This window comes from Bacillus sp. AFS077874, from assembly GCF_002566505.1.
In the GTDB taxonomy this organism is placed as follows: domain Bacteria; phylum Bacillota; class Bacilli; order Bacillales; family Bacillaceae_G; genus Gottfriedia.
Genome location: NZ_NUYF01000006.1, coordinates 128,661 through 140,668, shown reverse-complemented (window position 1 = coordinate 140,668; position 12,008 = coordinate 128,661). Strand labels below are relative to the sequence as shown.

General features: G+C 33.4%; 11 protein-coding genes and 2 riboswitches. Of the genes, 8 read left to right on the top strand and 3 right to left on the bottom strand.

The window, feature by feature from the left end:
• Window positions 1–625: 625 nt before the first annotated feature.
• On the bottom strand, window positions 626–1,891 hold the full coding sequence (locus tag COJ46_RS05620; protein ID WP_098565738.1) for an APC family permease: 1,266 nt from the start codon (window positions 1,889–1,891) through the stop codon (window positions 626–628).
• 131 nt (window positions 1,892–2,022) lie between these two features.
• Between COJ46_RS05620 and COJ46_RS05615 the strand changes: the two genes are divergently transcribed.
• Window positions 2,023–2,922 (top strand): LysR family transcriptional regulator, encoded by a 900-nt coding sequence (locus COJ46_RS05615; protein ID WP_098565737.1) that lies wholly within the window; start codon window positions 2,023–2,025, stop codon window positions 2,920–2,922.
• A gap of 311 nt (window positions 2,923–3,233) precedes the next feature.
• Here the strand turns inward: COJ46_RS05615 and COJ46_RS05610 are convergent, their stop codons facing one another.
• Window positions 3,234–4,193, bottom strand: coding sequence for a LacI family DNA-binding transcriptional regulator (locus tag COJ46_RS05610; RefSeq protein WP_098565736.1), 960 nt, complete (start codon window positions 4,191–4,193; stop codon window positions 3,234–3,236).
• Between the two features lie 338 nt (window positions 4,194–4,531).
• Between COJ46_RS05610 and COJ46_RS05605 the strand changes: the two genes are divergently transcribed.
• From COJ46_RS05605 to COJ46_RS05585, 5 genes are all read left to right on the top strand, one after another.
• Window positions 4,532–4,711: an H-type small acid-soluble spore protein gene (locus tag COJ46_RS05605; RefSeq protein WP_056471502.1), complete on the top strand. Its 180-nt coding sequence runs from the start codon at window positions 4,532–4,534 to the stop codon at window positions 4,709–4,711.
• A gap of 422 nt (window positions 4,712–5,133) precedes the next feature.
• Window positions 5,134–6,540: a branched-chain amino acid transporter BcaP gene (gene bcaP, locus COJ46_RS05600; RefSeq protein WP_097976659.1), complete on the top strand. Its 1,407-nt coding sequence runs from the start codon at window positions 5,134–5,136 to the stop codon at window positions 6,538–6,540.
• Between the two features lie 165 nt (window positions 6,541–6,705).
• Window positions 6,706–6,966: a hypothetical protein gene (locus COJ46_RS05595; protein ID WP_056467548.1), complete on the top strand. Its 261-nt coding sequence runs from the start codon at window positions 6,706–6,708 to the stop codon at window positions 6,964–6,966.
• A gap of 173 nt (window positions 6,967–7,139) precedes the next feature.
• On the top strand, window positions 7,140–7,271 hold the full coding sequence (locus COJ46_RS05590; protein WP_097976661.1) for a YjcZ family sporulation protein: 132 nt from the start codon (window positions 7,140–7,142) through the stop codon (window positions 7,269–7,271).
• 144 nt (window positions 7,272–7,415) lie between these two features.
• On the top strand, window positions 7,416–7,595 hold the full coding sequence (locus COJ46_RS05585) for a small acid-soluble spore protein H (RefSeq protein WP_056467551.1): 180 nt from the start codon (window positions 7,416–7,418) through the stop codon (window positions 7,593–7,595).
• 245 nt (window positions 7,596–7,840) lie between these two features.
• Here COJ46_RS05585 and thiC read toward each other — a convergent pair whose 3' ends face one another.
• On the bottom strand, window positions 7,841–9,619 hold the full coding sequence (gene thiC / locus COJ46_RS05580; protein ID WP_097976663.1) for a phosphomethylpyrimidine synthase ThiC: 1,779 nt from the start codon (window positions 9,617–9,619) through the stop codon (window positions 7,841–7,843).
• A 136-nt stretch (window positions 9,620–9,755) separates the two neighbouring features.
• A riboswitch (TPP riboswitch) is annotated at window positions 9,756–9,870 on the bottom strand.
• Window positions 9,871–10,104: 234 nt separating this feature from the next.
• A riboswitch (TPP riboswitch) is annotated at window positions 10,105–10,214 on the top strand.
• A gap of 88 nt (window positions 10,215–10,302) precedes the next feature.
• Between thiC and COJ46_RS05575 the strand changes: the two genes are divergently transcribed.
• Window positions 10,303–10,917 carry a thiamine phosphate synthase gene (locus COJ46_RS05575; protein WP_098565735.1) on the top strand — a complete coding sequence of 205 codons (615 nt, stop codon included), beginning with the start codon at window positions 10,303–10,305 and terminating at the stop codon, window positions 10,915–10,917.
• A complete protein-coding gene (gene thiO, locus COJ46_RS05570; RefSeq protein ID WP_097976667.1) occupies window positions 10,901–11,992 on the top strand; it encodes a glycine oxidase ThiO in 1,092 nt (363 codons plus the stop codon). The genes COJ46_RS05575 and thiO overlap by 17 nt, the downstream gene beginning before the upstream one ends.
• Window positions 11,993–12,008 lie beyond the last annotated feature (16 nt).

Genomic DNA, 12,008 nt, shown 5'->3' with positions numbered 1-12,008 from the left:
AAAGAATTTAAGATTCTATTTCTTTTAAAACGATCTAATAGAAAAGATAATTTAAGCGAAAAAACCTTATAAAATATGGAAAATTCCACACTCGATTTAGTTAAAAATTTTTTTATTTTTTTCTACTAAATTTAATCACCTTGCTATATATATTTTTTTGCAGCCAATACAAAAGTGTATAAATATTAATATCAAAGTAATTTCAGAAATTATTAGTTCATGCAATTAATGTAGACATTAAGACTTACAAATTCCAGAATTACGTTTAATTAATAATACAATTGAATTGTTTTTTCATTTGTATAAAATCAGATTTTTCATTATTTATTTATAGCAAGAAGTAATAAACTCCACTTAACAATGCTCCTATAATCATTAGGATATCAGAAATAGAAAGATGTAAACCTGATAACTACAAAAAAATATTTAATTCTAAAATAACAAAAGGCCTTTCATCTGCACTAAAAAAGCAATAGCTTCATCGTATACCAATCTGAAAAAAACGTGTAAAACTTGAGTAAATATCCATATAAAAATAATAATAAATATACAATAAGTAGAATTATTATAAAAAATTTTTTCAAAAAAAGAAACTTCTTTTAATAGAAGTTCCCTCTCTTATCCATTATTCATTTCCAACTTGTAAAATTTTTTCATGTTGTTTTAAATCTCTTTTTTGTAGCCAAATAAAGTACACTGAAACTAATATGATCAATATTAATATGACCGGTGAAGAAAATAAAAGTATTCCTAAAAAGCAAATTGCTAGAATACATGAACCCATTTTAAAAAATATGGAATCAAATAATCGGAAACATGCCAATACTCTTAGTAAGGCGTTGCATAGGAAGAATGCATTTGCAATTGCTACAAGTGTTTGAATGCTTAGGAAGTCATTAAAATAAAGAATAAATACAATTATGTGAATGCAAAACAAACTAAATAACGATCGAGTTGCCACATTATTTTTATTTTTAAAAGAAAGCCATGAAGGTAATAAACCGTTTTTGGCTTGATCGGCGATTAGCCGTGATACTGCTCCTATTACTAGGAGAACCGTACTAATACAAAGAGCAATTGTAATTGATGAAATAATCGGAGTTGACCAACTTCCAAATAAACTCTGAAGTAACGGTGCTAATGATTGATCCATCATATTTCCATTTTTAGAATGAATCCACTGGAAAGCAAATGCAACGGTTAAACTTACTATTGCTATAATCGAGAAACTTAAGACTACTGCCCTAGGAATTGTTCGTTCTGGCGTTTTTACTTCTAAAGAATAGCTACCGATGACCTCCCACCCGATTAAAGCCCAAAATAATAAAAGTAAACTTTCTCCAAAATCAGAAACAGTAATCGGATTCGATAAAGTAAAGCTCCCATCTACTGTAAATAATGTATGAATACTGCCTACTATAAGTGTCACTACAATGAAACTAGACATAAAAAAGGCAAATTTTCCAACATCGGCAATGCTTCTAGTTAAAATGATATAAACAAAACATAGTATTCCTAAAGCTAGCCACTTTTCATTGAAGAAGCTTTGATTCGTCAGTAGTTGTAGGTAATGCCCTGCCGTACCTGTAACTGCAATTGGTCCCAAACAAACTGCAAGTAAAAAGAAAATAGCTGAAAGGTTTTTTATTTGTGTACCAAATGCACGTTCAACTGCTAATGGTACGCCAGAATCTCCTGGGATAAGCAGACTTAGCTTACCAAACATTAGTGCAAATATTAAACTTAAACCAAGCATAAGAACCCAAGCAAAAATAGCATAATTACCAGCAGTCTCATACACTGCAGGTGGTAAAATGATAATTCCCGAACCTAAAATAGGTCCAATCATTAACCCGCTGAGCAAAAGAAAACCAATTTTTCGATTCCTCATTAATATCCCTCCAATAGTTATTGAAACAAATTGTAATCTCGTATACTTTAATTATATGAACCGACCTATGATCGGTAAAATGAATAGTTATGATATAAACCATAGTAAAATCCGATACTTAGGAGGTTATTATGGAAATCCGTCATTTAATTACGTTTAAGTCAATTGTGGATATGGGTGGGTTCTCTAGAGCTGCGGTCCATCTCGGATATGCACAATCTACAGTTACTGCACATATACAAGCACTTGAGCAAGAGTTAGGAGTACCTTTATTTGACCGTTTAGGTAAAAAGGTTCATCTGACTGAAGTCGGTGAGAACTTTTTAGTTCACGCAATCGAAATGATTCAGCTCTATACAAAAGCAAAAGATGTATTCCAAATGGAAAATGAAGAGGTATCCACGTTAAAGATTGGAGCTCCTGAATCTTTAACAATCTATCGTCTTCCACAAATTATTCAAGCATTTCGATCACAAAACCCGAAAGTAAATATTATGATGAAATCTGGATCATGTTGGGAATTACAAGATGAATTACGTCGAGGTGATCTAGATATTGGTTTCTTCCTACAAGCCCCATTAACGGATTCAGATTTGTATACGGAAACACTAATTGAAGAACCACTTGTCATTTTACTACCTCCAACTTCTGATACTAGAACACTTTCAACGTTTACACTAAATGCGAATGAAAATATAATTCTCACAGAACAAGGTAGTTATCGTGATTATTTTGAAGCATTTTTAAGAAGTAAAGGGATCGCAACTGAGTCTGGAATGGAATTTTGGAGTGTTGAGGCAATTAAGCAATGTGTCATGTGTGGACTTGGTATATCCATACTCCCACTCGTAGCAGTTCAAAATGAAATGCAACAACAAAAACTAAAAGTCATAAATTGGGATACAAATTTAGGAAGTGTATCTACGATCATGTCATGGCATAAAAACAGATGGCAATCCCGTGCTGCTAGAAAATTTATGGAAGTTGTTAGAGAACAGTCATCTTTATGGAATCAGTCTATCAAAAGCTAGTTTTTACTTTGGAGTTATCGTCCGGACATATAGTTTAACTTTATTGATCAAATTTTTTTGAAAAATATTCGGCCTAATCCTTGAAAATTTATTGTTTATTAATATGGTTTTAGTGGATTTTGTTTTGTTTTAGTTGTTTCTCAGTCCATTTTATTGTTATTTTTTCTATTTTTTTGATGCATTTACTCTATACCATCATGTTTCGAGACTTAATTTGCAGTTATGCTGATTTTATTGCTGATACCACTTTTTTATTTGCACTTCCCCATTCAACGTCATGAAAAAAAGCTAGCCCCTGACTAGCTTTTTTATTATACCGTCTGCCTTTCAATTAATTTAATCGCTATCTCCTCTTGATTAATGACAGAATCAATCGCTTGTATAAAAAGTTTCTTCCCTATTTCTCGTAATGGAATTTCGACTGTTGTTAACTTCATTACTTTTGCAATTGGTTGATTATCGAACCCAATTATCGCTAGATCATGAGGAATAGCGATTCCACAATCATTACAGCAAGTCTGCACACCCGCTGCCACTTGGTCACTTGTTACTAACAAAGCTGTTGGTCTCTCTTTTAAATTTAATAAAGATTGGACGATTCTTTCACCATCTTCAAAATAGTAACAATTATCGAATACGAAATCGTTATTTAGTGATTCATTATATTTATTATGAAAATCAATATAGGCAGATTCTCTTTGTTTACTATTCTTGCCTGTTCTACGGCCAATACTATAACCGATTTTCCGATGTCCTTTTTGATATAAATATTCTAATGCAATCATGAAGCAATTGTATTGATCAATAAATGTTGAGGAAACCCCCGTATTTCTCGTATCTTCAAATAATACTATTTGTCCATATTGCTTATAATTCTCGATCATTTCAATCGAACAAATTCTAGAACAAATAATGAGCGAATCTATTTGTTTATGCTGCAGCATCTTTAAAGCCTCAATTTCTCTCTTCTCCTCATAATTTGATTGAAATAGTACTAACTTATAATTATTTTTTATCGCTTCGTTAGCAATTCCATCAATTAGCAATCCAAAGTACGGATGTTGCGAGAACGGTATAACCACTCCAATTAGGTTCGTTTTGCCTTTGCTTAAATTGACTGCATTTTGATTTCGTTGATAATTTGTTAACTCAATTGCATTTAAAACTGCTTTTCTTTTTTCCTCACTAACGTATGGTTCATCATTTAAAACTCGTGAGACTGTTGTAACCGAAACGCCGGCAATCCTCGCAATTTCTTTAATATTAGACATTTCCTCACCTTTTCTAAACTTTTTCTTGCTCTGAAACTAGTTCCATACTTTACGATGTTCTAAATCATAAAAAGGAGGTACGAATATGCAAATACTTTTTGGTTTACTTTGTTTACTATTTATGTGTAGTTCAATTTTATTTTTCGCTTTCTTTGCTATCATACAACAAGAAAAGAAACGAGTTAAGTAATGCAGGCAAAACTTAAAACAATCGCTTCAACAATTACCCTCCTTGTCCTATATTACATAATCCTTTAAAAAAGCTCCTATTTTCCATGAATACTCTAACTTTACTATGTAAATAATAAAATAGGTTAGTAATTAAAGGAGGTATTATGATGGATACTGAAAGAGCCTTAGAAATCGTAGCTGCACCTGGTATGATTAATGTAACTTGCGATGGAGTACCTGTTTATATTCAGCATGTTAATAAAAATGAGGGTACAGCAAGAATTTATCCTCTTGATCAACCACAAAATGATAAAGAAGTATCATTAAGTCACTTAAAAGAACATTAAATGATAAAAAAGTCCCGAAAATAAACCTCTATTATGGAGGTTTATTTCATTTTCGGGAAAAAAGCCCAATTTTATAACTATTTAGTCTGATTTCAACTGAAACCTTTAGGAATATAGAGCTTAATGAGTGCAGTATTACTTATGGCATAACTATTAACTAGTTTATTTTTACCAAACACCTAGGTATTGGGTAATAAGTCAAATTTACTACTTATTTAAAAAAAATTTGAAAAAAAAGTCGAAAAATTGTTTGAATATTTCTATAAGTGTGTTATCATAAAAATCACTTAAGAGAGACAAATTGTTATATTACTTCGGAGCTAATTGTCAGAATTTTCTATTTTTTAATGTAAAATTAGAAAATACTAAACTTTCTTAATAGAAAATTAAAAAACTACCAAAAAAGATTAGAGGAGGCTCATATGAATTTATTTCGAAAAAAATCAGTTACAAGCAGTTCGCCTAGTTCACTTAAACAAGTTCTAGGGGCGTTTGATCTTACAATGTTAGGTATCGGTGCCATCATCGGTACAGGTATATTCGTTTTAACTGGTGTAGCAGCAGCTGATTATGCAGGTCCAGCACTTGTTCTTTCATTTATTATCGCAGGTTTAGCTTGTACATTCGCCGCACTTTGTTACTCTGAATTTGCCTCTATGATTCCAGAGGCTGGTAGTGCTTACACTTATAGTTATGTTGCTTTTGGTGAAGTTATTGCTTGGATATTAGGTTGGGATATGGTACTAGAGTATGGACTTGCCTCTTCAGCAGTAGCAAGTGGATGGTCTGGATATTTCCAAAGTTTATTACATGGTTTTGGAGTAAATCTTCCAACAGCTTTAACAAGTGCATTTGATCCATCTAAACATACTTTTATTGATTTACCAGCAGTAATCATTGTTTTACTTGTAACGTTCATTCTTACTAGAGGTGTTAGAGAATCAGCAAAACTTAACACGATTATGGTAATTGTAAAATTAGCAGTAGTAGCACTTTTCATCGTAGTTGGTGTTTGGTACGTTCAACCGCATAACTGGACTCCATTTATGCCAATGGGATTCCATGGGGTAACAGCTGGTGCTGCAGTAGTAGTATTTGCTTACTTTGGATTTGATGCAGTATCAACTGCAGCTGAGGAAGTTAAAAACCCTCAACGTAACTTACCAATCGGTATTATCTCAGCTTTAACAATTTGTACAATCTTATATATTGTCGTTTCATTAATTCTTACTGGTATCGTTCCGTTTGATCAATTAGGTGTTAAAGACCCTGTTGCTTTTGCACTAGCATTTATTCACCAAGATTGGGCAGCTGGTTTCATTTCACTTGGCGCAATCATCGGTATTACAACTGTATTAATCGTAATGATGTTTGGACAAACACGTCTATTCTATGCAATCAGTAAAGACGGTTTATTACCAGGTAAATTATCAAAAGTTAATAAGAAAACTTCAGTTCCTGTAACAAGTACTTGGGTAACTGGCGGACTAGTTGCTTTATTCGCTGGCTTAATTCCATTAAACAAATTAGCTGAATTAACAAATATCGGTACTCTATTCGCTTTCTCTGCTGTTTCTCTTGGTGTTCTAGTATTAAGAAAAACTCGTCCAGACTTAAAGCGTGGATTCAAAACTCCTTGGGTACCTGTAGTACCAGTATTAGCTGTTGTATTCTGTGTATATTTAATGCTACAACTTTCATCATTTACTTGGAAAGGTTTCGTAGTCTGGTTAGTAATCGGTTTAGTAATTTATATCACATACGGATATAAAAATTCTAAACTAAACGGTAAAAATAAGTTTGATAAGGATTCAAATCAAACTGCATAAGTAATGAAATCCCACTATAGTAACCTATAGTGGGATTTTTTTGTTCGTTACATATTTTCCTTAACAATCTAGAATAATTATAGATATCTACAGCAAAAACAGATTTACTTTATGATATGATACGACTTAAGAAATTTTATTTTCGAATGAACAGGAGCTGTTAAAATGTTCCCATTAAAAAATTATTATGAATCATTTATTAAAAAAGATCTTATTGGAGTGAAAAGAGAGATTGCATTAAAACGACTAAGTAATTTACTTGCTTGTCAAAAGATTAGTAAAGATACGAAGGAAGTTGTACATATTCGCTATTTTACTTGTACTGAAACACTTCAGCCTACTGACACTTATTTAGGTACAATTGCAGTGAAGTTTCAAAATGGTTATGTAGTTGAAACAGCAATTTCACTTCCTAAGGAAAAATAATTCATTTATTAAAACTTACTTCTAGGTATAAGCCTAATTACATAATAGACTAGTTTCATAGTTGGCAAAAAAACATACGATACATTATCCACCTCTCCTAATTGTAATTTTCAATTAGTTACATGACCCTAAGGGAGTTATCCCTTAAATATCGTATGAAGGAGGTCAAATGTATGAGTACTGGACATCACGGACACCATCTTAACGGTTTTGCTTTAATCGTTGTTCTATTTATCTTATTAATCATTGTTGGAGCAGCTTGCTGGTCTGGACATGACGGATATGGATATGGACATCACTGGTAATCTTTAAAAACTATAAAACTCCTGTTAAATTTTAACAGGAGTTTTTTTATACATAAAAAAGCTTGTACTTGATTATGTATACTCAAGTATACTTCTGTTAATAATATGGTAGGTTTCAATTATTAATGTAGAGGAGGTTATGTTATGAATAAACAACGAGCTCAAGAAATTGCTTCTTCACCTGAAATGGCTAATGTGACATATAATGGAGTACCAATTTACATTCAACATGTTGATGAAACAAATGAAACTGCTAGAATCTATCCGCTAGGTCAACCAGATCGAGAGGAAGAAGTTTCAATCAATAGTTTGTCAGAACATTAATTCTTGAGTAAAAAAACAAACCTCTTTGTTGTGAGGTTTGTTTTTTATTGTTTCTCATTTTACCAAGACAAGCTTTCAATTAAACTGCATTTAAGGCATTCTTGTATCGTATCTTTCTTCTGGAAATCGTGTACACAATTTTTTTGAATTGTGCTCAATTCGATTTTTAACTGACTCATATTTCTTTCCAAATTCTTTATTTCTTTTATGATTTCTTCTACCCTATTCATATAAGGCTCACACCCTTATTGATAGATTTCTCCGCCCTGTTTTCTAAATTCGAGCGCTTTTTCTTTCATTCCTTCTTCAATGATTGAATCATTCTGAAGTTCTTCTTGTTTTACTTTATCTCGAATATCTTGTGAGATTCTCATACTACAGAATTTTGGACCACACATTGAACAAAAATGCGCTGTTTTAGCTCCTTCAGCAGGTAATGTTTCATCGTGATATTCAATTGCTCTTTCAGGATCAAGGGAAAGATTAAACTGATCACGCCATCTAAATTCAAATCTTGCTTTTGAAAGTGCATCATCTCTTTTTTGTGCACCAGGGTGTCCTTTTGCTAAGTCAGCTGCATGCGCTGCTATTTTGTATGTAATAACACCTACTCTTACATCTTCTTTATTTGGAAGACCTAAATGCTCTTTCGGAGTTACATAACAAAGCATTGCAGTACCAAACCAACCAATCATTGCTGCACCGATTGCTGATGTAATATGATCGTAGCCAGGCGCAATATCAGTCGTTAACGGTCCTAATGTATAAAATGGCGCTTCTTGACAAATTTCTAATTGTTTATCCATATTCTCTTTAATTAAGTGCATTGGTACATGTCCTGGTCCTTCAATCATAACTTGAACATCGTGTTTCCAAGCAATTTTCGTTAACTCACCCAGTGTTTCTAACTCAGCGAATTGTGCTTCATCATTTGCATCGGCAATTGAGCCTGGTCTCAGTCCATCTCCTAAAGAGAAGGTTACGTCATAACGCTTCATAATTTCACAAATTTCTTCAAAATGAGTATATAAAAAATTCTCTTTATGGTGAGCTAAACACCATTGAGCCAAAATAGACCCGCCACGAGATACAATTCCTGTCACTCGTTTTGCAGTTAATGGGATATAGCGTAATAATACTCCCGCATGAATCGTAAAATAGTCTACCCCTTGTTCCGCTTGTTCGATTAGAGTATCTCTAAACACTTCCCAGGTTAAATCTTCAGCGATTCCATTAACCTTTTCAAGCGCCTGATAAATCGGAACTGTCCCTACTGGTACCGGCGAGTTTCGGACAATCCATTCACGTGTTGTATGAATATTCTTCCCAGTAGAAAGGTCCATCATCGTATCCGCTCCCCAACGAGTAGCCCATGTCATTTTTTCTACTTCTTCTTCGATTGAAGACGTAACCGCTGAATTACCTATATTGGCATTAATTTTCACATGAAAATTACGACCGATAATCATTGGCTCACTTTCAGGGTGATTAATATTCGATGGAATGACAGCCCTTCCTTTTGCAACCTCATCACGAACAAATTCGGCTGAAACATTCTCTCGAATCGCAATAAATTCCATTTCAGGTGTAATAATCCCTTTACGAGCATAATGCATTTGAGTAATATTTCCATTATCTTTTGCACGTAACGGTTTTCTCTTTAACCCTTTAAATACTTCAACATTATGTTGATCTGACTCTTTTCTATATCCATTATCTTCAGGCTTTATTTCACGCCCTTCATACTCTTCAACATCATTTCGTTCGATTACCCAGTTTTGTCTAATCGCCTTAAGTCCCATTCGAATATCAACTGAGCTAGCTGAGTCTGTGTAAGGTCCACTAGTATCGTATACTCTAACTGGAGCATTTTCTTCTTCGCCAAAAGTGCCAGTTGTTGGACTTAATTGAATCTCACGCATTGGCACCTTAATGTCAGGTCTAGATCCTTCAACATATACCTTCTTACTTCCTGAAAAACTAGACATGATGGAAAAATTCATTTCATTTACAGAATTGTTCATTTGATTTCATTCCCCTTTTTAATTAGTTTAAAAAGGACGAAATCCAATCCATTTAAAGCATGAAAAAAAGCCGGAATCTTATGTTTAAGACCCGGCTAAGTGTTAGCAAAACTACATTAATAATTATGTAATCATTAATGAAAATTTCTAACTTCCCCACGCTGGTATGAACCAGATCAGGTCCTGAGGGTTAAGAAACTTAATCACGTTTCTCTCTCAGCCCAATTAATTGGACACCCCTAGTCAATCTATTAAATTGTTCAAACTAAATATAAACCCATAAATTTAAAATGTAAATGTTTTTATTTCCCTAAATTTTTACAGAAACTCCAAACAAAAAAAATTTTGGTTTTTTTATACTCCTAAAAACACTTGATTTCACTATACTTCAAGCCCAATTTCTGGTAAAAAATTAGACTAGTAAAAATAATTTTAGTATTGAATATTATTTTTTATATGCTATGCTAAGATTAATTTTCATACATATTCATCACTAGGGGATCCCTTGATAAGGGCTGAGAATAAGGTAGTTACTTTTAAACCCTCAAAACCTGAACAGGCTAGTACCTGCGTAGGAAAGTGGCGCATTTTATACTTTTTTCGCGTGTAATGTAACCACTTTCTTTTTTTAGGAAAGTGGTTTTTTTGTTTGAAAAAATTTTGCAAATGAAAGAGGCTGGGCCATGGAACTTATTGCAATTACAGATGATCAGCACTCAGTCGAAGTACTTGCTACAAAAATAATTCAAATAATCGATGCAGTCGACTATGTACATATTCGCGAAAAGTCGAAAACGGCAATTGAGCTACTATCACTCTTAAATCTACTAAAAATAAACAAGGTAGATATGAAAAAAATTGTTTTAAATGATCGTTTAGATATAGCAATTTTCTCTAACCTATCAAATATTCACTTACCGGGACATGGTCTTCCACTTGTTGATGTAAAAGAATATTTTCCTAATTTACGAGTAGGAAAATCAGTTCACACACTTACTGAAGCAATACAGGCAGAAAATGATAAAGCTGACTATATTCTGTACGGTCATTGTTTTGAAACAGAGTGTAAAAATGGATTAACACCTAATGGGATTGAACTAATTCCAGAAATGAAAAAAACGTTAACTATACCAATCTATGCAGTCGGCGGAATATTACCTGATCATATCCAAGTTCTAAAAGAGAACGAAATTGATGGTATAGCTGTCATGTCTGGCATATTTTCTGCCCGAAATCCTCTAGAAGCTGCGCTGCAATATTTTGAAAGGTGCAAATTCGCTTATGAACAAGAAATTTAATGTTGTAGTAATTGGTGGTGGAATAATAGGTTGTTCCATTGCTTATTATCTAGCGAAAGAAAATATTCATGTCGCAGTTCTTGAAGGACAACAAGTTGGACAGAAAACAACTAAGGCAGCTGCTGGAATGCTTGGTGCCCATTCCGAGTGGGATCACTCCGAGTCGTTTTTTACTTTTGCTAGAAATAGTCAATTAACTTATTTTCACCTTCAAGAAGAATTAAAAGAATTATGTGGAATTGATATTGAACTTAAAAAAGGTGGCATTTTCAAACTAGCTTATACAGATTTAGAAAAAAAACAATTAACTCCGCTACTCACTCAAACTTCGGCACTTTGGTATAACCAGGAGGAGTTAAAAAAACAGATACCTGGCATTCATCCAAACATCATTGGAGCAGCTTATATTGAAGACGATGTGAATGTATTACCTGTTTCTGTCTGTAATGCGTTTTGCAAAAGTGCTCAAATTTTAGGTGCATCTATTTTTGAATATACACATGTATTTCAGATTCAAAAAAATGATTCACATTATTTAATTAAAACAACAAATGGCGATTTTGAAGCAAAAACTATTGTGGTTGCAAGTGGCGTTTGGAGTAATTCATTGTTTGGACAGCTTGGATTACAGCACGAAATTATTCCCGTTAAAGGTGAATGCATCTCGGTCAAAAGTGAAAAGGTTGCATTAAAGCATACTCTCTTCCATGAACAAAATTATATTGTTCCAAGGAATGACGGCCGCCTTGTCATCGGAGCTACCATGGTTGATAACGAATGGAATGAGAACCCTAGCTTAAGGGGGATTGAGTCATTAATACAAAGCGCTAAAAAAATGCTTCCCGAAATTGATGACATGAAAATTGATTCATTTTGGGCAGGATTACGACCGCGAACTCTCGACTATAATCCCTTTATTGGAACTCATCCAGAAGAGGATCAAATCTTATTTGCGACCGGCCATTTTCGAAATGGAATATTGCTTGCACCAGCAACTGGAAAATTAATTCGAGATTTGATCCTTAAGCGGAAAGTCAATCGTAACTGGATCGAAGCATTTAAAATCAATCGTTAATTTTAACTCTTTGGGG

Excerpts from the sequence above, each read along its gene's own strand:
- COJ46_RS05620 (WP_098565738.1), bottom strand. The coding sequence starts at position 1,891 with ATGAGGAATCGAAAAATTGGTTTTCTTTTGCTCAGCGGGTTAATGATT.
- COJ46_RS05615 (WP_098565737.1), top strand. The coding sequence starts at position 2,023 with ATGGAAATCCGTCATTTAATTACGTTTAAGTCAATTGTGGATATGGGT.
- COJ46_RS05610 (WP_098565736.1), bottom strand. The coding sequence starts at position 4,193 with ATGTCTAATATTAAAGAAATTGCGAGGATTGCCGGCGTTTCGGTTACA.
- COJ46_RS05605 (WP_056471502.1), top strand. The coding sequence starts at position 4,532 with ATGGATACTGAAAGAGCCTTAGAAATCGTAGCTGCACCTGGTATGATT.
- bcaP (WP_097976659.1), top strand. The coding sequence starts at position 5,134 with ATGAATTTATTTCGAAAAAAATCAGTTACAAGCAGTTCGCCTAGTTCA.
- COJ46_RS05595 (WP_056467548.1), top strand. The coding sequence starts at position 6,706 with ATGTTCCCATTAAAAAATTATTATGAATCATTTATTAAAAAAGATCTT.
- COJ46_RS05590 (WP_097976661.1), top strand. The coding sequence starts at position 7,140 with ATGAGTACTGGACATCACGGACACCATCTTAACGGTTTTGCTTTAATC.
- COJ46_RS05585 (WP_056467551.1), top strand. The coding sequence starts at position 7,416 with ATGAATAAACAACGAGCTCAAGAAATTGCTTCTTCACCTGAAATGGCT.
- thiC (WP_097976663.1), bottom strand. The coding sequence starts at position 9,619 with ATGAACAATTCTGTAAATGAAATGAATTTTTCCATCATGTCTAGTTTT.
- COJ46_RS05575 (WP_098565735.1), top strand. The coding sequence starts at position 10,303 with ATGGAACTTATTGCAATTACAGATGATCAGCACTCAGTCGAAGTACTT.
- thiO (WP_097976667.1), top strand. The coding sequence starts at position 10,901 with ATGAACAAGAAATTTAATGTTGTAGTAATTGGTGGTGGAATAATAGGT.